The organism is [Leptolyngbya] sp. PCC 7376 (genome assembly GCF_000316605.1).
Classification (GTDB): Bacteria; Cyanobacteriota; Cyanobacteriia; order Cyanobacteriales; family MRBY01; genus MRBY01.
The window spans coordinates 472,102-492,990 of record NC_019683.1; the positions used below are offsets into that span (position 1 = coordinate 472,102).

General features: G+C 45.8%; 24 protein-coding genes. 8 read left to right on the top strand and 16 right to left on the bottom strand.

Annotated features, from left to right (window positions below):
- Window positions 1-25 precede the first annotated feature (25 nt).
- Window positions 26-589, bottom strand: a complete 564-nt coding sequence (locus LEPTO7376_RS02075) for a Uma2 family endonuclease (RefSeq protein WP_015132631.1) — start codon at window positions 587-589, stop codon at window positions 26-28.
- A gap of 8 nt (window positions 590-597) precedes the next feature.
- On the opposite strand from LEPTO7376_RS02075, the gene LEPTO7376_RS02080 reads away from it, so the two are divergent.
- Together LEPTO7376_RS02080 and LEPTO7376_RS02085 are read left to right on the top strand one after the other, a co-directional pair.
- On the top strand, window positions 598-795 hold the full coding sequence (locus LEPTO7376_RS02080) for a hypothetical protein (RefSeq protein WP_041763114.1): 198 nt from the start codon (window positions 598-600) through the stop codon (window positions 793-795).
- Window positions 796-846: 51 nt separating this feature from the next.
- Window positions 847-2,271 carry an efflux RND transporter periplasmic adaptor subunit gene (locus tag LEPTO7376_RS02085; RefSeq protein WP_015132632.1) on the top strand — a complete coding sequence of 475 codons (1,425 nt, stop codon included), beginning with the start codon at window positions 847-849 and terminating at the stop codon, window positions 2,269-2,271.
- 93 nt (window positions 2,272-2,364) lie between these two features.
- On the opposite strand, the gene LEPTO7376_RS02090 is transcribed toward LEPTO7376_RS02085, so the two are convergent.
- The 9 genes from LEPTO7376_RS02090 to LEPTO7376_RS02130 all read right to left on the bottom strand — a co-directional run bounded on the left by LEPTO7376_RS02090 (window position 2,365) and on the right by LEPTO7376_RS02130 (window position 10,879).
- A complete protein-coding gene (locus LEPTO7376_RS02090; RefSeq protein WP_015132633.1) occupies window positions 2,365-3,384 on the bottom strand; it encodes an ABC transporter permease in 1,020 nt (339 codons plus the stop codon).
- 24 nt (window positions 3,385-3,408) lie between these two features.
- On the bottom strand, window positions 3,409-3,927 hold the full coding sequence (locus LEPTO7376_RS02095; RefSeq protein WP_015132634.1) for an adenine phosphoribosyltransferase: 519 nt from the start codon (window positions 3,925-3,927) through the stop codon (window positions 3,409-3,411).
- Window positions 3,928-4,000: 73 nt separating this feature from the next.
- Window positions 4,001-4,369, bottom strand: coding sequence for a hypothetical protein (locus LEPTO7376_RS02100; protein WP_015132635.1), 369 nt, complete (start codon window positions 4,367-4,369; stop codon window positions 4,001-4,003).
- 124 nt (window positions 4,370-4,493) lie between these two features.
- Window positions 4,494-5,912 carry a decarboxylating NADP(+)-dependent phosphogluconate dehydrogenase gene (gnd, locus tag LEPTO7376_RS02105; protein ID WP_015132636.1) on the bottom strand — a complete coding sequence of 473 codons (1,419 nt, stop codon included), beginning with the start codon at window positions 5,910-5,912 and terminating at the stop codon, window positions 4,494-4,496.
- 507 nt (window positions 5,913-6,419) lie between these two features.
- A complete protein-coding gene (gene radC / locus LEPTO7376_RS02110) occupies window positions 6,420-7,151 on the bottom strand; it encodes a DNA repair protein RadC (RefSeq protein ID WP_015132637.1) in 732 nt (243 codons plus the stop codon).
- An 86-nt stretch (window positions 7,152-7,237) separates the two neighbouring features.
- Window positions 7,238-7,780 (bottom strand): DUF192 domain-containing protein, encoded by a 543-nt coding sequence (locus tag LEPTO7376_RS02115; protein WP_015132638.1) that lies wholly within the window; start codon window positions 7,778-7,780, stop codon window positions 7,238-7,240.
- A 105-nt stretch (window positions 7,781-7,885) separates the two neighbouring features.
- Window positions 7,886-8,626, bottom strand: coding sequence for a response regulator transcription factor (locus tag LEPTO7376_RS02120; RefSeq protein ID WP_015132639.1), 741 nt, complete (start codon window positions 8,624-8,626; stop codon window positions 7,886-7,888).
- Between the two features lie 167 nt (window positions 8,627-8,793).
- The gene (locus LEPTO7376_RS02125) at window positions 8,794-9,738 is read right to left on the bottom strand and encodes an NAD(+) kinase (RefSeq protein WP_015132640.1); all 945 of its coding nucleotides are present in this window, start codon (window positions 9,736-9,738) and stop codon (window positions 8,794-8,796) included.
- A gap of 154 nt (window positions 9,739-9,892) precedes the next feature.
- Window positions 9,893-10,879: an NmrA family NAD(P)-binding protein gene (locus LEPTO7376_RS02130; protein WP_015132641.1), complete on the bottom strand. Its 987-nt coding sequence runs from the start codon at window positions 10,877-10,879 to the stop codon at window positions 9,893-9,895.
- Window positions 10,880-11,035: 156 nt separating this feature from the next.
- Between LEPTO7376_RS02130 and msrA the strand changes: the two genes are divergently transcribed.
- Window positions 11,036-11,701 (top strand): peptide-methionine (S)-S-oxide reductase MsrA, encoded by a 666-nt coding sequence (gene msrA / locus LEPTO7376_RS02135; protein ID WP_015132642.1) that lies wholly within the window; start codon window positions 11,036-11,038, stop codon window positions 11,699-11,701.
- 110 nt (window positions 11,702-11,811) lie between these two features.
- Here msrA and LEPTO7376_RS02140 read toward each other — a convergent pair whose 3' ends face one another.
- Window positions 11,812-12,036 carry a hypothetical protein gene (locus LEPTO7376_RS02140; RefSeq protein WP_015132643.1) on the bottom strand — a complete coding sequence of 75 codons (225 nt, stop codon included), beginning with the start codon at window positions 12,034-12,036 and terminating at the stop codon, window positions 11,812-11,814.
- A gap of 197 nt (window positions 12,037-12,233) precedes the next feature.
- Between LEPTO7376_RS02140 and LEPTO7376_RS02145 the strand changes: the two genes are divergently transcribed.
- The 3 genes from LEPTO7376_RS02145 (at window position 12,234) to LEPTO7376_RS02155 (ending at window position 14,565) form a co-directional block, all read left to right on the top strand.
- Window positions 12,234-12,869: a ParA family protein gene (locus LEPTO7376_RS02145; RefSeq protein WP_015132644.1), complete on the top strand. Its 636-nt coding sequence runs from the start codon at window positions 12,234-12,236 to the stop codon at window positions 12,867-12,869.
- A gap of 15 nt (window positions 12,870-12,884) precedes the next feature.
- Window positions 12,885-13,532 (top strand): hypothetical protein, encoded by a 648-nt coding sequence (locus LEPTO7376_RS02150; protein WP_015132645.1) that lies wholly within the window; start codon window positions 12,885-12,887, stop codon window positions 13,530-13,532.
- 82 nt (window positions 13,533-13,614) lie between these two features.
- Window positions 13,615-14,565, top strand: coding sequence for a DUF1517 domain-containing protein (locus LEPTO7376_RS02155; protein WP_015132646.1), 951 nt, complete (start codon window positions 13,615-13,617; stop codon window positions 14,563-14,565).
- Window positions 14,566-14,624: 59 nt separating this feature from the next.
- Here LEPTO7376_RS02155 and LEPTO7376_RS02160 read toward each other — a convergent pair whose 3' ends face one another.
- The 3 genes from LEPTO7376_RS02160 to LEPTO7376_RS02170 form a co-directional block, all read right to left on the bottom strand.
- The gene (locus LEPTO7376_RS02160) at window positions 14,625-15,953 is read right to left on the bottom strand and encodes a TldD/PmbA family protein (RefSeq protein WP_015132647.1); all 1,329 of its coding nucleotides are present in this window, start codon (window positions 15,951-15,953) and stop codon (window positions 14,625-14,627) included.
- 69 nt (window positions 15,954-16,022) lie between these two features.
- On the bottom strand, window positions 16,023-16,985 hold the full coding sequence (gene nadA / locus LEPTO7376_RS02165) for a quinolinate synthase NadA (RefSeq protein WP_015132648.1): 963 nt from the start codon (window positions 16,983-16,985) through the stop codon (window positions 16,023-16,025).
- Window positions 16,986-17,133: 148 nt separating this feature from the next.
- Window positions 17,134-17,886 carry a metallophosphoesterase gene (locus LEPTO7376_RS02170; RefSeq protein ID WP_015132649.1) on the bottom strand — a complete coding sequence of 251 codons (753 nt, stop codon included), beginning with the start codon at window positions 17,884-17,886 and terminating at the stop codon, window positions 17,134-17,136.
- Window positions 17,887-17,962: 76 nt separating this feature from the next.
- Here LEPTO7376_RS02170 and crcB (LEPTO7376_RS02175) point away from each other — a divergent pair, with 76 nt between their 5' ends.
- Window positions 17,963-18,340, top strand: coding sequence for a fluoride efflux transporter CrcB (crcB, locus tag LEPTO7376_RS02175; RefSeq protein WP_015132650.1), 378 nt, complete (start codon window positions 17,963-17,965; stop codon window positions 18,338-18,340).
- 21 nt (window positions 18,341-18,361) lie between these two features.
- Here the strand turns inward: crcB (LEPTO7376_RS02175) and crcB (LEPTO7376_RS02180) are convergent, their stop codons facing one another.
- Together crcB (LEPTO7376_RS02180) and LEPTO7376_RS02185 are read right to left on the bottom strand one after the other, a co-directional pair.
- Complete coding sequence (gene crcB / locus LEPTO7376_RS02180) at window positions 18,362-18,778, bottom strand: fluoride efflux transporter CrcB (RefSeq protein ID WP_015132651.1); 417 nt, start codon at window positions 18,776-18,778, stop codon at window positions 18,362-18,364.
- Between the two features lie 81 nt (window positions 18,779-18,859).
- Window positions 18,860-19,633 carry an ABC transporter permease gene (locus tag LEPTO7376_RS02185; RefSeq protein WP_015132652.1) on the bottom strand — a complete coding sequence of 258 codons (774 nt, stop codon included), beginning with the start codon at window positions 19,631-19,633 and terminating at the stop codon, window positions 18,860-18,862.
- A gap of 70 nt (window positions 19,634-19,703) precedes the next feature.
- Here LEPTO7376_RS02185 and LEPTO7376_RS02190 point away from each other — a divergent pair, with 70 nt between their 5' ends.
- Window positions 19,704-20,825: a DegT/DnrJ/EryC1/StrS aminotransferase family protein gene (locus LEPTO7376_RS02190; RefSeq protein WP_015132653.1), complete on the top strand. Its 1,122-nt coding sequence runs from the start codon at window positions 19,704-19,706 to the stop codon at window positions 20,823-20,825.
- Window positions 20,826-20,889: the final 64 nt, after the last annotated feature.

Below are 20,889 nucleotides of genomic sequence, written 5' to 3' on the forward strand. Positions count from 1 at the left end.
CTCGTAGTTTTATTGCCTGCGTACTTCAGCTAAATACTTTGGCGATCGCCACCTCAAACTCCGGCAATAAAGGCGAGGTGAGAATGTCATCTTCTAGGAGCGTACAGACCAACTCTAATTGCGCTTGATTTCGACGATAGACTTCGATGGTTTTCTGCCGCCAATCCACAATCCAATATTCCCGCACCCCGTGGATGGAATAAAACTTACGTTTGGTCACCCTATCCCAATTCTCGTAGTTTTCTCCTTTAGAAAGCACTTCAACAACCAATTCTGGTGTAACAGTGAAATGCCCGTTTTCGTTAATCCTGTTTTTTAGATGCTGATCCGCTACCCAGACTAAATCAGGAATCACTGCATCTTCAGGTGAGAAAACAACACCAGGAGACATCAGAGTACGACCCGATCCAGAATTCTTTGACCAATTAGCCAAAGCAACTAAAAGCTGACCAGCAGCACTTTGATGCCAAATGGAGGGTGCAAGGGTTGTAAATAATTCTCCATCGATAACTTCGTAGCGTTTCCAGCCGCTATCATCTGGCATGACTTCGAGATCCTGAACTGTCCAGCGAACCGCATTTGCAACCATAGCTTTCGTTGAGCGTCGATAGTCTTAGTTTAGTCGATGAAAATAGGTATGGTTTCGTGATTGTGGATCCCTCCGGCTTCGCCACCTCCCTTTGTAAGGGAGGCAAATGGGAGCATCAGATTGCAGGAAGCTTTCTCTTCATGAGGGCGATCGCCACTGAATTATTTCGGAACGATGCCGGAATCGAGGCAGTCAATTTTGATTAATTACAGTAGACTACGAAACTGTTGACCTATTCCGCCCCAGCTAAACGCTCTATGACTGAATCTGCCGTTAACCCTAAGAAAATCTTGCTTGTACTCGCGGCATTTGCTGGTGGTGTCTTTCTCGTAGGCCTTCCTGTCCACAGGGTTTTGAGTAGTCGTCCTGCCAGCATTGAAGAGCGCCTTGCGGATTTAACCGTTCCTGTCACCCTCGAAAATTTAGCGGTACGGATCGAGGCCAATGGCACTGTAGAGCCGATTGAGAGCGTTAATATTAGCCCGAAGAATCCCGGTATTCTCAACAAATTATTAGTCGAGCAAGGTCAAGTGGTTGCAGCAGGGCAAGAGCTGGCCATTATGGACAACGAAGAATTATTTAATCAAGGGTTACAGGCTGAATCCCTCCTGAAGCAGCGCATCGCCGAATTTCGTGCCACTCAGAGTAATCTCAATGCAGACATTAGCCGCGCCGAAGCACTATTTGAGCAAGCTAATGCCCGCCTGATGCAAGCCCAACAGCGCATCCCGAAGGAGATTGACCAAGTTCAAGCTCAACTCGTTGCGGCTGAAGCTAATTTCGAGAATGCTGCCGAGAAAGCACAACGGTTTGATTCGCTGTTGGAAAGTGGTGCAATTGATGAAGATCGCCGTGATGATGTGGTCAATGAATTTCGCAATGCTGAAGCACGTTTAGTGGAAACCCAACGGCGCTTAGAACAGTTAAAAAATACAGCTAATCCTGAATTGGAAGCCCTTAGCGCAGCGGCTGTGGAAGCCAGAATTAATTATGATCGGCAGCAACGTAACGCGGAACCAGAATTAACGCGCCTCAACGCCCTTATTGAACAAGCCCAAGCCCAAAAAGAAATCATTTCAGTGCAATATGATGACACGATTATTCGTGCGCCGTTTGATGGCGTAATCACCCAAAAGTTTGCGTCAGAAGGGGCTTTCGTTACACCCACAACTTCTGCTTCAGCAACGGCTTCGGCAACATCTTCATCGATTCTGGCGATCGCCAAAGGATTAGAAGTGGTAGCAAGGGTTCCAGAAGTGGATATTGACCAAATTCTGCCGGGTCAAGATGTGGAAATTGTGGCAGATGCATTCCCCGATAAAGTCTTTCAAGGCAGAGTTTTACTCGTTGCACCTGAAGCGATTATCGAAAATAATGTCACGTCCTTTGAGGTGAGAATTGCACTGTTGTCCGGTCGCGGTTTCCTACGCTCAAAGATGAATACTGACGTCACATTTATTGGTGAAAATCTTGCCAGCGTTATGACTGTCCCCACCGTGGCGATCGCCACCGAAAAGGGCGATACCGGGGTACTCGTCCCAGATGATGAAGGAAAGCCTGAATTTAAACCCATTGTTATTGGCGCAACGGTTGGCGATCGCACTCAGATTATTAGCGGCGTGCAACCGAACGACAAAGTCTTTATTGACCTCCCCGAAGAACTTCAGCGAGACGAAGAGTAGGTCGTATTCGTCTTTCAAAAGATTGTGAGAGTACCAATAAGCTCAAGTCTCCCTTACAAAGGGGGATTTAGGGGGATCCTACGTTCTGAGACTCTATTTCAAATCGGCGAGCTGAATACGTGGATCAACAAATTTGAGCAGTAAATCTGCCAGTAAATTACCGATAATCAACATCGTCGCACTAATCATCAGCGCTGCCATCACGAGGTACAGATCCTGCGATTGCACTGCCTGAAGCGTTAATGTACCCAGTCCCGGCCAATTGAAGAAAAACTCGGTAATAAAAGACCCACTCAACAAACTCGCAAATTCAAAACCGAGCAGTGTAATCAGAGGGTTAATTGCATTCCGCAACGCATGGACATAAATGACTTTATTTTCGGGGAGACCTTTTGCCCGTGCCGTTTGGATATAGTCTTGCCGCAACACATCGAGCAATTGACCACGAGTTAGTCTTTGCAAGCCCGCAAAGCCCGTCAAACTCAGCGCAATCATCGGCAAAATCATATGCCAACCGATATCGAGAATCTTGCCATACCACGGTAAATCAGTGTAGTTAATGCTTGTCATGCCGCCCACAGGCAACAGCGGCGAAAGAATTTGCGCAACCAGTAACAATGCCAACGCGGTGATAAAGCTGGGGAAACCCTGTCCAACATAGCTCACCACTCGTAAGGCTTTATCAAGAAAGGTGTTTTGTTTAACCGCACTCAAAATACCCAATGGAATGGCGATCGCCCAAGTCCCAAAAATTGAGATTCCTGCGAGTAGGAGAGTTGCGGGCATCCGTTCGAGGAGGAGCTCATGCACCGGGCGGAAAGACTCAAAGCTAATGCCAAAATCAAACCGGAAAATGACATTAAATAGCCACCGCCAATATTGCACAAATACTGGCTGATCCAATCCAAACCGTCGTTCGAGATCGAGTAATGTCTCTTCCGATAACTGGGGATTTTGGCGGAGCGGATCAAGGAAATCCCCCGGTGCGAGCTGAATAATCAGAAAACTCAAAATTGACGCCAAGAACAACGTCAAAAGAGCCTGCCCCAATCGCTTGAGGATATAGAGCAACGTTTCTTGATCAAAAAGTTCACGCAGTTTACGAAGAGCCATTACAGAGTTACTAAAGAGAAAAAATTAATATTGCACAAGGGATAAAACAGGGGCATCCGGCAGGCGATCGCGCCCTTTGAGAGCGATTAGTTCAACAACAAAGACATAGCCCACAATTTCACATCCTACCTTCGTGAGAAGATCCGCCGTCGCTTTCGCTGTGCCGCCCGTCGCAATCAGATCGTCAACGATTAAAATTTTGTCCCCTTTACCCACTGCATCTTGGTGCATTTCGAGGGTATCAGTGCCATATTCCAGCTCATATTCCACAGAGTGAATCGCCGCAGGTAACTTTCCCGGTTTCCGTACAGGTACAAAACCAGCGTTGAGATTGTAGGCAAGGGTTGGTCCGAAAATGAAACCCCGTGACTCCATCCCCACTACATGATCTGGCTTGAGATTCGCTTCAATGCAAAGCTGTGTCAACGCATCCATTGTGTAGCGCATGCCCTCGGGATGGTTGAGGAGGGTGGTGATGTCCCGAAACAAAATGCCGGGCTTCGGAAAATCCGGGATATCGCGAATGAGTGATTTTAAGTCCATGGGCTGTCGTTCAAACCAGAATTGTCCCTCATCTTAACGATTTCTGGCATAACCTCATGAATTTTCTCTGTAATTATCCAAGAACTTGAAATTTATAAGGCTCCGAATCGATCTCGAGCACTACAAACTCCTGCGTTTTTGAGTCCAAGTTGAACAAGATGAACTTCAAGACTGTTGTGCTCAAAACATCTTTCTGAATCGTTTCACAAGACAATACATCACCGAATATTTTTTCATTTTCAGAAAACTGTTTGCATAGCTCTTTGATTTCCTGTGTGCCCTGCACATTTCGAAATAGACAAACTCCAGCAACGAATTCATCAGGGCTTGTAAGAAGTTCGTCACCTAAACTGGCGTTGAATTCAATAAATAATTTCAGCTCTGAAGATTCAACATCGAAAGATATGCCGTTAATGCTTGCATCATGCCAAATAATCTTCATGACAGGGAAATACCTTGCCAGTGCGGCGATCGCCTCTCTTCTCAGCCGTTTAAAGCATAAAAAAAGTCCCCCTTTCTCAAGGGGGATTTAGGGGGATCAGAATTTATAAATCGCTGTACTCAGCTTACTCAGCCCAAGCTGTGTGGAAAAATTCACCACGAGCCTTGTCCGTACGCTCATAAGTGTGCGCACCGAAGTAATCGCGCTGAGCCTGAGTCAGGTTTTGGGGGAGACGTTCACGACGGTAGCTGTCAAAGTAATCCAAGGACGCACTAAACGCAGGAACCGCAATACCAAGCTCATTTGCTGCGAGGATTACTGTCCGCCAAGCCGTCTGACGATCGATGATCGACTGCTTAAACTCAGGGGCAAGCAAGAGGTTGGGAAGCTCAGGATTTTCGACATAAGCCGCCTTAATCTTGTCGAGGAAGCCCGCACGGATAATACAGCCACCTTTCCAAATGCGAGCAGTTTCACCGAGATCTAGGTTGTAGCCATACTCTTCAGAAGCCTTGCCGAGAAGCGCCATACCCTGGGCGTAGGAACACATCTTCGAGCAATACAACGCGTCACGAACTTGGTTGATAAATGTCTTGATATCGCCGCGATAAACTCGTTCTGGGGCAGGGAGCTCATGGGAAGCTGCTTTTCTTTCGTCTTTATAAGCAGACATCACCCGTGCATTTACCGCTGCATACATTGTTGGAATGGGAACACCCAATTCTAGAGAACTGACCACAGTCCAACGTCCAGTACCCTTCTGACCTGCACAATCGAGAATCAGTTCAACGAGAGGCTTTTCTGTCTCAGGGTCAATTTTCTTGAAAATATCAGCCGTGATTTCAACGAGGAAGGAATTTAGCTCGTCTGTTTGATTCCATTCGGCAAATACCTCATGGAGTTCGGTATGGCTTAGCTTTGCTGCATTAGCAAGGAGGTCATAGGCTTCCGCAATAAGCTGCATATCGCCATACTCGATGCCGTTGTGAACCATCTTGACGTAGTGACCTGCGCCACCGGGGCCAACGTAAGTCACACAAGGGCCATCATCAACTTGCGCAGCAATCTTTGTGACGATGGGTTCGAGTTCGCGGTAAGCCGCTTCTGTACCACCGGGCATGAGGCTAGGGCCATTGAGGGCACCTTCTTCACCACCACTGACACCCATACCAACAAAACCAAGACCTAATGCTTCTAGATCTTTGGTGCGGCGCTCGGTGTCTTCATAGAGGGAGTTCCCACCATCAATAATCATGTCTCCTTTGTTGAGGAGCGGCTTCAAATCTTCAATGACATAATCAACGGGTTTGCCAGCCTTTACCATCACCAAAATTTTGCGAGGAGACTCAAGCTGCTGCACAAATTCTTCGAGACTATAAGCGGCTGTAATGTCTTTGCCAACGGCACGCTCTGCCATGAATTTTTCGGTTTTGCTGGCGGTGCGGTTATAGACAGCGATAGGGAAGCCATTTCTCTCTACGTTGAGGGCGAGATTTTCACCCATTACGGCTAGTCCAATTACGCCAAAAGTTCGTTTAGTCATATTGTTCAAATCTAGATTATGTCTACAGATAAGGAGAGCTTTCTTTAACGTTAGCGTGAAGTTTTTTGAGGAGAGTTCTAATCGAATATTTTGTCGTTTTTCTTAAACATTAATGTGATTTTATGTTTGATTTCTTTTTGAAAGTCCCATGACTTTGACAATATTCTCTGATCAACAAAAAGATAATATTAAGATTAGGAAAATGAATCCTAATAGCTTGTGTTCTGGGGATCATGCTAAAAGCTTCTTCGATTTTATGCTGTGGGTTAATACGAGTTTTCTTGTACGGGTTTCTTCGCAAGTTAAAATTTTAATGTTTATCTAAGGATTGCTTAGGGTATTCGTTGTAAATGCTATTTTTCTTCGTTTCTTGAGGCTATGGAGAGCTGAGATATCAAGTTAGGTTAAGAGTGGTGTAAAGGTATTTTAAGAAGATATAAGAACCTGTTTTAAAAGTCGGAGGTGATCGCCCATCACTTCACGATCTTTACGTGTATTACTCGGAGATTATTCCGGTTGAGGATAGTCATCCCAGAGGCTACAGTTTTGACGAAGACTGCTGAAATTATCATGCCCAAGAATGAGATGATCCATGAGAGGAATCCCAATGATTTGGGCGGCTTGGAGGAGGCGTTCGGTCAGTTGGAGGTCTGTATTACTGGCTTCGAGGCTACCGGAGGGATGGTTGTGGGCAATGATAATGCGGGCAGCTCCCTGTTTAATCACTTCGCGAAACACTTCTCTAGGATGGGCGAGGGTTTCGGTGGCGAGTCCGATGGTAATTACTTTGGTCGCAATTAGCTTGTTTTTCACATCGAGGCACAGCACCGCAAATCGTTCTTGTTCCTGCCACATCAGGTCATTGCTGAGGGCGATCGCCGCCGCTTCGGGACTATCAATAATGACTTTTTCTCTGGGTTTTGCTTGAAAAACACGTTTGCCAAGTTCGATACCTGCCAGGATTTGGGCAGCTTTGGCAGGCCCTACTCCTTGAATATTGGTAAGTTCTTGGGGATTGGCACTACGGAGAATATCAAACGGATCTCGCTTGCCCTGACTAAAGGTTTGCAAAATCAATTGAGCGAGGCCAATGGCTGATAATCCTTGGTGGCGATCGCCCGAGCCAATCAAAATAGCGAGAAGTTCCGCATTGGAGAGATATTTGGCACCAATTTCGACAAGTCGTTCTCTGGGTCTTTCACTGGCTGGAATATCTTGAAGACGGGGACTATAGCTCATTCGCCATCCTTTCTAAAGTTTGCGAGGGGTGGCATCGTGTCAGTTCTGCCTCCACAAATTTTAGGCGATCGCCCGAGCTCTAGACTTTAAGACTCAATGAAGCTCACCGTCATCTCATCCCCTTCTGTCAAATTAATCTCATCAGACAAGCCACCGCGAATTTCAATCACCTGATCAATATCGCGTGGTGTTCCGTAGGTGGGGCAAGGTTCCGTTTCACAGGGCGGCACATCGCGGGCGATCGCCTGAACAACACCATCTTTTAGGAAAATAATATCGAGATTAATCAGACAATTTTTCATCCAGAAGCTCACAGGACGAGCCGGCTCAAACTCAAACAACATCCCCCGATTGTCCGGTAAAAAGTCGCGGTACATTAGCCCTAACTGTTGTTGCTCTTGGGTCGCAGCTACCTCTAGTTCAAAAGATTGACTCGATGACTCAATTGTTGCCGTAGCGGTAATGGGGAGCATCTGTCCTTGAGGTGTTGGCGTTGTCACAACAGGTTGGGATGTTTCCGGAGGAGCTGTTGTTTCTGGATTAACACTATCGGGAGGTGCCGGTACACAACCGATTAGCAGAACACCACAGAAGAGATAAGGCAATAAGCGTTGGGGCAAAGTCATCATAAATTTTTAATAAATAAGGGCTAATAATTTTTTGCACCATGGAGTATTGATTCCCACTCTCACAATCTTTTGGGCTAAATTATGAGCTTGTAATTAGCAAAAAGGTTAACCATCTTTAAGAACATAGCCGACACCACGCACTGTTTGGATAAGGCGTTTATGGCCTTTGGTTTCCACTTTGAGGCGTAGATAACGGATATAAACTTCAATGACGTTCGATTCTCCCTGAAAGTCTTCACCCCAAACATTTTTTAAGATTTGCTCCCGTGTTAATACCTGCTGTGGATAGGACATGAGATACTTCAGCAGTTCAAATTCCTTGACGGTGAGGTCAATAATTTCAGGCGTTTGATCATCTTCTGATTCTGCGTCTATGCTTGTGGGCGATCGCCATACCTGCCGACTATTGAGATCGAGGACAAGATCGCCAAATAAGAGCTGCTCTCGTTGTTCTGGCTGTGGTTGGAGATAAACGCTCAGTACTTGATTCAGCTTTTCTCGTTGATAAGGTTGTAGTAAATAGTCATCGGCGCCTGCTTCAAGACACACCACCCTTTCCTCTACCCGATCTTGGGTAACGAGAAACAAGATGGGGAACACACGATTGTCACTGCGGAGCATCCGACAAAATTCAATACCTTTTTTGCCAAGGACGTTATAGTCCACGACGAGCATACTGGGAGATGTCTGCTGAATTCGCTGAAATCCCTGTTCTGGATCCTCGACGGCGATAGTTTGATAACCTACCTTGGCGAGATCTGCGCTAATTTTCTGATTGAAACTAGGGCTAGTACCTATAAGAAGAACATAGGCTAAACCATCGGTAAAAGCAGGGAACTGGGTCATGGAAAAGGATTAATTTTTTCCTCAGGCAAATGAATACTGACACTGTCTTGATTCTAAAAATTACCTAAGGGCTACAGCATAAATTTTTATAAACCCATTCTCATTTACCCTAGGTAGACGCGTGGTGATCGCCGCACACAACTCACTTCAAGGAGTAAGCAGAGATATTAAGTAAATTTACTTGAGGATGGTTTTGCGACATGAGGCATTCCCCAACCGAGCTTTTCTCGCAAAATACGGAAAAATTCAGGACGTTGTAACCGCACAAATTTTGCGTTGTAGGGCGATCGCTCTAAATAAACCCGGTCTTCTGGGAGTACATAGGCACCACCATTACCATCTACCACCAGCATCAAACGGTGGGAAGTGGCTGGCACGATATTGACTGGCTCACTATCCGAAAAGACGAGGGCACGGGAGGCAAGGGAATGGGGGCAAATCGGCGCAAGCTGGAAGACTGGGACATCCGGTGTCACAACCGGGCCACCTGCGCTGAGAGAATAGGCTGTTGAACCTGTGGGAGTCGCAATAATAATGCCATCTGCTGCAATATCCACCGGGGCATGGCGACCAATCTGAAGTTCAAAGTGGCACATCCCAGCCAATGGCTCACGGTGAAGTACCATCTCATTTAGGCTTAGGGCTTCCCACAACAAGTCATCATCACGGAAGAGTTGCACCGCAATCATCGACCGCTCTTCAATCTCATAATTTCCGGCTAGGAGTTCGGTGATCGCCTCATCGAGATGCTGGAGATATATTTCCGTTAGAAATCCTAAATGACCTGTATTTACCGTCAGCATTGGCAGACCCATCGGTGCCACTTGCCGTGCTGCAGATAGCACTGTTCCATCTCCCCCTAACACAATGACAAATGCCATCTCCTTATCGAAATTGGGTGGGATTAATTGATCAATTTGCGTATGGCAAACGGGGCGATTTGTGACAGCAGGGGATGTTGCATCTGCTGGTTTCGCATATCCTAACAAACCACCAAAACCAGTTGCAGTCTCTACTTCCCAATCGTTCTGCCGCAACATTTTAGTGAGTTTTTGGGCAACTTGGCAGGCGATCGGTTTGATATCGTTGTAAATAATGCCAGCTTTAGGCACAAGCAAAATTGTCCTGAAAACTTAGGGGATATAAGCCTATAGGTTATCATTTATGCTGCATTCCTCTAATGAGTGGATAGCAAGCATTTTGACCTCATGGGAAGAGATATTAACGATTAAGCTTACGCATTAATGTCTCTTCCCAGAGCGTCATTTAGAACGGAGTACGAATATTAGGCTTCTTCTTACCACTTTTCTTTTTATTCTTATTCTTCTCATAATCGATTTCCTTGAGCTTCTGCATAATACGACTGAAGTACTCCTGGAGATAGTTCTCAAGAGTTGTGGTATCTGCCGGGTCTAGCTCAAAGGTTTTGTAAACCTCTTCCATCGGTGCGTCAAGGGAATTGCCAGATGCCATCACCTCTGCAAAGGCAAGACGGTCAGATGCATTTTTGCTCCACTGGAAGAAACGAGTAATCGCTCGCATCAACCTAAGGAAACCGAGGGATAAGCGTGCAATACTAGACGGCTGACCAGAATATCGTTCACAAATACTAATAATCTCATCACCTTTCCAAGCACGGGTTCCAACAACAGGGAAAGAGCCTTTTTCGGTTGCTGGAATGTTTAATGCTTGTACCGCAAAACGGGCAATATCCTGGGTATTCATATAGGCGATCGCCGAATTTTTTCCGGTGATCCAGACCGCCTGATTTTCGAGGATGGGGATTGCATATTGCGCAATCAAACCCTGCATGAAACCAGCAAGACGGAGGATGGTAAAGTCCATCTCCGCTTCTTCGAGATAGCGCTCTACACAATACTTTGCGTCCATGAGCGGCACTTCACGATACTTCTCGGCATCGAGGATCGAGAAGAACACAAAGCGTGTAATACCAGCTTCCTTTGCTGCTTGGATTAAATTGACTTGACCTTGCCAATCAACTTCTTTTACCCCAGCTGAATCCGTCGCACGGGCGGTCGCCGCATCGATAATGGCATCAATACCTTCGAGGGCAGGCGGCAAAGATTCTGGCTGGCAGATATTTCCACCAACTAATTCTGCACCCCATTCCTTAAGAAAAGAGGCTTTGCGGGCGCTTCTAACAAGACAACGCACTTGATGACCTTCATCTAATGCTCGCCGCGCGACCTGTCTGCCTAAAGTGCCCGTAGCACCGACCACCAGTACATTCATTTAAATTTCGGTTAAGTAACGTTTTTTTAAGATTTTATAAGATCTTATCAGAAATTGTTCGGTATTCCTGAGGATATCCCCCCAAAGAGGTTCTCCAAGGGTTTTGGGATTTTGTCTACAATCAAGGGGACAATCTCACTGTGAGCCTACTGTTTTATGTTTTTTGGTTTACTCGGTAAAAAATCCGAAATGCCCAAGCCAGATCAGGCACTTCCCGGTCGCGATCACCAGATGCCTGTTCCCGGTCAGCACTTTGTAAACGGCAATCCCATTAAGGGGCCTTTCCCTGAATCTATTGAACTCGCAATGTTCGGTTTGGGCTGTTTTTGGGGTGCAGAACGCAAATTTTGGCAAACTGAAGGTGTTTATAGCACTGCGGTAGGCTATGCGGCGGGTTACACCAAAAATCCTACTTACCAAGAAGTTTGCTCTGGGATGACGGGCCATAACGAAGTTGTCCTCGTTGCCTATGACCCCGCTCAGGTCTCCTACGACACATTATTAAAAGTCTTTTGGGAAAGTCATAACCCCACCCAAGGCATGCGCCAAGGTAATGATGCTGGCACTCAATATCGTTCTGGTATCTACGCTTATACGGATGCTCAAAAGCAGGCTGCGGAAGCATCTCTGAAAATGTATCAAGGGGCGATCGCCGAGAAAGGTTACGGCCAAATCACCACAGAGATTCTTGATGCGCCCGAATTTTATTATGCTGAAGAATATCACCAGCAATATCTCGCTAAGAACCCGGGTGGTTACTGCGGTTTAGGCGGTACAGGTGTTACTTGTTCGATTGGTTTAGGCGTCGCTGACGCGAACTAATTTGATGAACTAACTCACCTTTGCATTTGAGGTAGTGTAATTACGAAAGTCCTCCCGATTGAATCGAGGGGATTTTTTATTGCAAGGTGATGGCGATCGCCTGAAACTACCTAGCCTTGAGAGAGGATAAAGGTTAAAAACGCATAGGTTTTTGGCGTATCAAAACGATACTCATTAGCTTGATAGTCAATGATGTAATCGCCTTTGACTTGTCCACAAGCAGTGCAAACGACCATATGTTTATTAAGTGCATCGACACTCAGCCTGAGAATTTCCTGTTTAAGCCACTCATCAAATTGAGGATTATCGAAAACTGCAGAGGAAGCTGTACTCATAATTTCTACAAAATGACTGAACAGAAGAGAACAAACATTAGAATTTATTGCTCATATTAGCCCACTTCCCCTTGGAATTCTGAACATCGCTGTATGAGCGCCAATTCAAGAATAGTTGCGTTTTGGGGAGGAGCGTAGACGAAGCCGCTATAATTACACACCGTAAATATTGACTTAGCGCAAGAGTAGAGAAGACTGTGGCGTCCAATCGGATTTTGGCGGTGATCAACGGGAAGGGTGGCGTGGGAAAAACCACGACTGCAGTAAATCTCTCGGCAATTTTTGCGGAAAAACAAAAGGTATTGTTAGTCGATAGTGATCCTCAGGGATCGGCAGCTTGGTGGGTTGATCGCAATCCTGAGCAGTGGAACCTGGATATTAGTATTGAGAAGAAGCCAAATTCACTTAAGAATTTACGGCAAATAGAAGGCTACGATCTGATTGTGGTAGATACGCCGCCAGCTTTGCGCTCAGAAGCTCTCAAAGCAGTGCTACAAACAGCAGACTCTGTTGTTTTACCAACGCCTCCTGCACCGATGGATTTAAGTGCGCTCATCGAAACTGTGCAAACGGCGATTAAGCCTGTGGGAGTATCACATCGCGTTCTGCTAACGAAGGTTGATAGTCGTAGTTTGCGGGAAAGTATCGATGCCCAAAATACTTTAATCGAGCTGGGCATTCCGGTGTGCCATTCGTTTGTGCGGGCGTATAAAGCTCATGAACAAGCGGTCTTAGCTGGCGTTCCCATTAGTCAGATGCGTGGTAAAAAGACTAAGGATGCAGAAACGGACTATCGTCGCGTCGCGGATGAATTGCAACGGGATTGGACATAAATTAACGGGGGACTTATGGCAACGAGTAAACAGAATTTATCGGATCTACTCCGGCAGGAAGTAAAACAGGACACCACAGAGAAAGGTAAGGAGGCAGCCGCCGCTAAGCCTAAGGCCGCAGCTAAAAAGGTTGAATTACCGACGCAACCCTCGGCAACTGCGTTGTCCCGGATGACAAAGGCACAACTTTTAAAGCATATTGAATGGTTGCAAAGTCAGCCATCTGAGGTGAAGGCGGCTCCTATTCCTGATGCAGAAGCTGAAAAAGCGGCTGCGGAAGCAAAAAAAGTGGCTGCGAAAAATGCAGCCTTAGCGAAGCAGGTTAAGGCGCTAGAAGGTGAAATCGCGACTCAAAACAAGGCGATCGCCACGGCAGAGAAAACCATTAAAACTCTCAAAACAGATTCTGCTGAAAAAACAAAATTAAAGAAAGAGTTAACGAAGCAGCAGGGTTTAGTGGAAAAACTCTATGCACAGGTGCAGGTGCTTGAAGCTGAAGTGAATAAACCAGAGCCAGAACCGAAACCAGAGCCTAAAGAGCGCACTGTGGATGAAGACCGAGCATTAGTGTTGGCGCGTATTTCTAGCTATCAAGCTAATTTGCAATTTCCGACACAACCGGCTTCTAGCATTCCTGAAGAAGATATTGGCTGGTTTGACTAGGGAAAACCATAAATGTCTTAAATTCTTCAGATTGATAGAATAAATCTAAGAATTTTTACTGAAATAACTTTGATAATCGATTATGTTTAAACGCTTTTTATACGGAGCTTTGGCAGTGATGCTGTCCTTTGCGCTCATTTTTACCCCAGCAGATAATGCTTGGGCGGCGCGCAGTGGTGGTCGTATGGGTGGCGGCTCTTTCCGTAGAAGTATGCCCAGTCGGAGTTATTCGGCTCCTGCTCGCCGTGCGCCCGTTGGTGGTGGCTATGGTTATGGCTATGGCGGTGGCTTTGGTTTCCCTTTCCTCTTACCCTTCTTTGGCTTTGGCGGCTTTAGCGGTATCTTTGGCATCTTCATCATGCTGGCGATCGCCAGTTTCTTGGTGCGCACATTCCAAAATGTGATGGCTGGCGGTAATGAAGGAGATAGCCTTAATGGTTACTCCTACTCTGGTACTCCGTCCAACCAAATCTCTGTAGCGAAAGTGCAAGTGGGTTTGTTGGCACAGGCGCGGGATTTACAAAAAGATTTAGACAAGTTGGCGGCAACTGCTGACACTGGTACCCAAGCTGGTCGTGCGAAGGTGCTGCAAGAGTCCACTTTGGCCTTGCTCCGTCACCCTGAATATTGGGTGTATGGTGCGGCTGAGACAACAAAGTCTGGTGTTGATGCGGCAGAAGCAAAATTTAATCAGTTGGCGCTCGGTGAACGTAGTAAATTCACTGCTGAGACCCTAACCAACGTCAATAATGAGCTTAATGTTCAGGCGAAAAGTGATGTGTCTGATCTCGTTAAAACTGAAGAAAATAATAACGAGTACATTATGGTGACCATCATTGCTGGTTCTCTCGGAAAACTCGATTTACCGAAAATTAATGATTCCCAAAGTCTTGAAAAAGCCATTCGTCAAGTGGGTGCGCTCGGTGGCGATCGCCTCTTAGCTCTGGAGGTTCTATGGACACCCCAAGCAAAAGGTGACACCCTCAGCACAGACGATATTTTGACCTACTACCCCGATATCAAGCTCGTTTAGAACAAGCTTAATTCTCCAGATATCCTCCTAATTTAGGGAGGATTTTTTTTGCCCAATTTTTAGATGCTATCGGTCACACTACTGAAATGGAAAGCGCTGGTTTTGATGGCTGGGACAACTGAACTGCCATGACGTTCTGGTGTGGCGATCGCCTCGATATTATTCAGTAGATTCGGGAGGGTTTCATTAAAACGGAGATTATAGATCGGTTGGGCGAGTTTCCCATTCTCAATCCAAAATGCCCCGTCTCGTGTCATGCCAGTTAGCTCTAAAGTCTTACGATTTACCGACTGAACATACCAAGCGCGATTCACGAAAATGCCCCGCTCTGTACCAGCAATCAAGTCCGCCAAGGTTTGGTCTGTGCCAGCCATAACTAATGGGAAGAAACTGCCATTCGGTGCACAGTTTTTTTGGGTGGCCCAATAGCGGTCGTAATTAAGATTTTTGACCACGCCCGCCTCAATAATCGGTAGGCGATCGCCCGGTAAGCCGCCACTACTGAACGCACTAAATTGAAACAACGGATGGTTCGGGTCGCGATAAAGATTGACCTTGTCGTTAAACAGTTTTTCGCCGAGACGATTACTTCCTTCTTCACCAGAGAAAAAGCTACGACCTTCATCAGCCGACCGCGCTGACATATTCCAAATCATTCGGGGAATGAGATTGGCGATCGCCCCAGCTCCAAAGACCACCGGATAAGTATCTGGCTCCAATCGTGTTGGATTTTGAGCCATGGTCGCCCGCTGCAAAGTTGTTGCAACAATTTGCTCAATGGGCAGCTCCTCAAGACCCCAGGCAGTGCGACTCCCCCAACTCGAACCATTTCCAATCTTCGCGGTAAAACTAAACTCTGCGTTGGTTTTTTTGTCGTAGGCTCGTAACCCTGCCGAATTGCCTAGTGCATAGGCGGTTGCGCTCGTACTGAGAATGCCAGACCCCTCTGTCCCCGCTGCGGCACTCTGCTGACAAACTTTTTGGATCAGTTCTCCCCGCTCCAGAGGTGAATAGCTGTAGGTTGCCTCATCAAACTTTGCTGAAAAATCTACGTAGGTTTGTGGTTCTAAAAGCGGAATCCATTCTGGATCAGCTGGAGCAACGCGTGCTAAATCCTCACTCCGACGGAGAGCCGAAATAATGCCGTCCAAGTCCTGTGCAACGGTTGTTACGCTGGCACTTTGTTGTTTGAAATAGCTAGTGATGCGGATTTCAAACTGATTTTTCTGGAGGTTTTGGCGAATTTGATTTTCCCCGAATCGCCCTAGCGCAGATTCCCGCTCCTCAATGTAGACGGAGACCCCATCTGATTCGGCTCGCGCAATGATTTTGTCTACCCAATCAAATGCCTGTTCCTGAGAAATGAGGCGTGGCGCAGTGGCAACCATAGTTAAATGCCTTTCTAGCTATACAAATTATCGTAACGCTAGAGCCGACTCGCGGTAAAAATGGCCTGTTTAACGACTCATCTCCAGCATCTTTTGGATAGGCTTGAGGGCAGCGGTTGAAGTCGCTTCAGGCAATGTGATTTCGGGGGTCTTATTTTTCATCGCCAAATACAATTTTTCGAGGGTATTTAGGCGCATATGAGGACATTCGTTACAGGCGCAGGTCTCGTCAGTTGAAGGTGCAGGAATAAAGGTTTTGTCGGGACTATCCTTTTCCATCTGGTGGATGATGCCCGGCTCTGTCGCCACGATAAATGTTTGGTGATCGCTCTCTTTTGAATATTTCAGCAATGCTGTCGTAGAACCGATGTAATCAGCATGGCTAAGCACAGGAGTTTCACATTCGGGGTGCGCCAAGATTTCAGAGCCTGGATTTTCCACCTTTAGTTCGATAATGCGTTTCTCAGAGAAAGTTTCGTGGACAATGCAACTACCTTCCCACAGCAATAAATCTCGACCCGTTTGCTCCATCACATACCGACCAAGGTTTTTATCTGGTGCAAAAATAATCGGCTGATCTTCAGGAATTTGATTGACGATTTTGACGGCGTTGGAGCTGGTGCAAATAATGTCGCTCATTGCCTTAATTTCGGCGGTGCAGTTGATATAGGAAATGACGATATGGTCTGGGTTTGCGGCCTTAAACTTTGCAAATTCGGTAGGGGGACAACTATCAGCCAAAGAGCATCCTGCATTGAGATCGGGTAACAAAACCAATTTGTGAGGATTCAAAATCTTCGCGGTTTCTGCCATGAAGTGCACTCCAGCAAAAACGATCACCTCTGCATCTGTTTCGGCAGCTTGACGAGATAGTCCGAGAGAATCACCGATATAGTCGGCAATGTCTTGGATATCTGGCTCTTGGTAGTAGTGCGCCAAGACAATCGCGTTTAAGTCTTTTTTTAGGTCGGCGATCGCCGCAAACAGATCAGTAGGAATTTTGGGAGTAGTGGGGCGGGCAGCAGTAAACATGGTGCAGCAGTTCTCTCACTTATGGGTATAGAAACCTAGGCAAAACATGATAACTGTTTATTTCCCAAATTAGTCTGTCTTCCCTGATTCTAGTGAGTATCAAAGTCGACTGAATACGTCACTATCTAGATTTTGCAACCTGAGATATTTACACTTCAACGAGGAAATCAGGAATAAAACTAGGGTTCAATTCGTCAGGATAACCTTTGGGATTAGCAATTACTCTCGTTTGACCAATGAAGTAGTTTTGGGTGTGATGAATATGGCCATGTATCCACAGCATAGCGCTGGATTTTGCAACAAAATCGTCAAGATGAGAAGCATAAGCTGCACTGAGTATATTCGCTTTCTCTTTCTCTGCAATTGATCGCTTACTAGGAGCATGATGTGTAATCACAACAAATTTTTGCTCATTATTTTTGAGCTTTGTTATTTTCTGAGTTAGCCAATCTAAAGATTTTCGATGAATAATGGCGGTATCTAGTGATCGAAGCTTTCGATACTGTGGACTAACGCGAATCTTCCTGTAATCCGTCATCACCTGAGTTGCTTCATAGCCTGCAATTTTAGGTGCGCCGAACAACTCAAAATTTGTCCATAATGTGCAGCCTAGAAAGGTTACTCCATCAATAACTAGACTATCTTTTTCCAAAATATGGATGTTGGTATCTTGAGCTAGACACTTTAGAGCATCAATATGTTTGGGATATGCTCTGCCATAATATTCATGATTCCCGAGAACGTAGATAACAGGTTTATTTGGGAATGTTTTGATAGCCCAATCAATCCCTTTCTTGGCCACATGAATATCGCCAGCAAGAATCACCACATCTGCATTCGTTTGAGGTGCTTCAAATAGTTCGAATTCATTGTGTAAGTCACTTAAAATGTGCAACTTCATCTCACTTCAGCCTGCCATCTTATATTTTTAGGACTACCGAATTACTTTTAAGGATATTCACACAATATTTAAAATTATGGATTGGATTCCCTTGATCGTCGCTTACGGAGCTGTCTTCGGTGCATTAAGTCGTTACTACATAAGCTTATTCTGGATACAAAAACAAGGTTCTCAATATCCCTATGGGACGTTATTTGTGAACCTGACTGGGGCGCTAATTATTGGTATATTTGCAGCTCTCGCTGCAGCTTATGAGCTGCCGATTGTGATTCAAAAATTTATCTTAGTTGGTTTCTTGGGAGCCTATACGACTTTTTCTTCTTACATATTCGACTCAGCCAATTTATTCCGCAGTGATAGACTTGCCGTCGCCTTTTTATATTGGTTGGGCAGTCCTATCTTAGGATTTGTTTGTGTTGAGCTAGGAATTTTCTTGGGTCGATATTGGCTATAAAACCGACGATTGATTCTCTTATTAATCTTCAGAAATACTCCAAGATTTAAGAACCTTACCTAAAGTCACCCCTAGACCAAAACAAAAAAAACCTAGTAACGGACTACCTATCCAATATGTCAACTCTCCTAGTAGATTTCTAGTCTCCAGCAAGTTAGCGGCATCTAGCTCATAGGATGAAAATGTTGTGTAGGCTCCTAAAAAGCCTGTGGTAATTAACAGCAATTCGTCTGGATTTAATGATAGGCGATGGCTAGCTAAAGTTGTTATGAATCCCATTAAAAAGCAGCCACTGATGTTGATGAGCATAGTTCCAATAGGAAACTCTAGCGCTAGGGATTGAGTGAGCCACTGACCGACAAAATAGCGACAGAGTGCACCTATAATTGCCCCTAAACTAATCGCGATAGGTGTTCGGAGCGCTGGGCTATCTAACATTCTTTTGATGTTTGACTAGTAAATGACATTTTGGTCTTGTCCTTGAAAAATCATAAAAATCTATACTTACAATTGCTCGCCTTATTCCAGAACTAGTTGAGACTCATTGTTAAAGAATTGCCGATAAATGCCTTCTGTGACGAGAGATGTACTGAGCATATTAGTGGCAGCAATCATAAACAGAATGAGGATTTGATAGGAAGCTGCGTTTAAAGGATCGATGCCAGATAAAACTTGTCCTGTAAAAATACCGGGCAAACTGACAAGTCCGACAACCATCATGACGTTAATAGTTGGGATTAGGCTGGCTCGGATTGCTTCGCGGCGATAGGTGGCGATCGCCTGTTTTGGAGTTGCGCCGAGACAGAGCTGAGTTTCGATTTCGAGGCGACTAGATTTGATTTGGCTACTGAGTCTTTCCCCCGCAAGAGACGCACTATTCATCGCATTGCCCATCATCATTCCTGACAACGGAATCAAATATTGTGGGTCATACCAACGCTCAGGTTGCACGATAAAGATCAACACATAGGTTAGAGGCAACGCAAACCCAAGAAAAATTGACCCAAACATTAACGGAAAATTGCCTGCGCCCTGTAGACGATTTTTTGAGGCGATCGCCGCGATGGAGAGCATCACCAGAATAATGCCGAACACAGGTATCGGATGTGCCAATGCAAAGACCGCTCCCAGCACATAGCCCACCACCGCAAGCTGGAGAAGAGTGCGTCCTGTGGCGATGAGAAATTGTCCTTCGAGATCAAGCTTTTGCCACCGAGATAGGGCGATCGCCAATGCGATTAATCCAAAAGCCCATCCCAAATCCCCTCCGTCGAGCTGAATAAATTCGTCCATCTTGCTTTTTTTTTAAACTCCAATACCCTATAACAGTTATATTTATGCCACTTCTCCGTCACCGCCACCTATGAGCCAAATTCCTCCCGTTGATTTAGGACGCCAATACGCAACCATTGCAGATGAAGCCAATGCAGCCGTTCTAGATATTCTCAGCTCTGGGCGTTACATCGGCGGCGCACCTGTCACAGACTTTGAAACTCATTTTGCGGCCTATCACGAAACTCCCTATGCAGCAGGTTGCAACTCTGGAACTGACGCATTATTTCTCGGCTTAAAAGGATTAGGCATTGGGGCTGGCGATGAAGTTATTACTTCTACCTTTACGTTTATTGCCACAGCCGAAGCAATTTGTATGATGGGGGCAACGCCCGTTTTTGTTGATATTACAGCGGATAGTTTTAATCTCGATCTCGACCAAGTTAAAGCTGCCATCACTCCCAAGACAAAAGCCGTCATTCCAGTGCATCTTTTCGGACGACCCGTTGATATGCATAAGCTCATGGCGATCGCCGCTGACCATAATTTAAAAATCATTGAAGACTGTGCCCAAGCCACTGGAGCTGCATGGGGTGATAAGAAAGTTGGGGCGATTGGTGATGTCGGTTGTTTTAGTTTCTTCCCCACGAAAAATCTTGGTGGTTGCGGTGATGGTGGTGCCATTACGACCCACAATGAAAGACTGCTCGCTGAAGTCAAGATGCTACGGCAACATGGCTCAAAAATTCGGTATCAACATGATGTAATGGGTGTAAACAGTCGTCTTGATACCATCCAAGCAGTCATCCTCAATATCAAACTGCGCCATCTCGACCAGTGGAATAAACAGAGGGCGGCGATCGCCCAACGCTATACAAAATTATTGGCCGGTTTAGAAGAGCAGATTCAATTACCCACTAGCCCTAATGGCGGAACTCATATTTGGAATCAGTACACACTTTTAGTGAAGGATGGCAAGCGGGATACTCTCAAAGCAAAACTTCAGGAACAGGGGGTTAGCTCTATGATTTATTATCCAAAGCCTCTACATTTACAGCCTGTCTTTTTGGAATATGACTATCAATCAGGTCAATTTCCTATTGCGGAAGAATGCTCCCATCAGGTTTTGTCGCTGCCGATGTTTCCCGATCTGAGCGAACCAGAACAGCAGCAAGTGGTGGCTGCTCTGAAAAAATCTCTCACTGAAATTTAGGTTTGTGTGTAGGGCGATCGCCTGAAGAGGTAACAAAACGCTGCAACAATCGAACGTCTCCAGA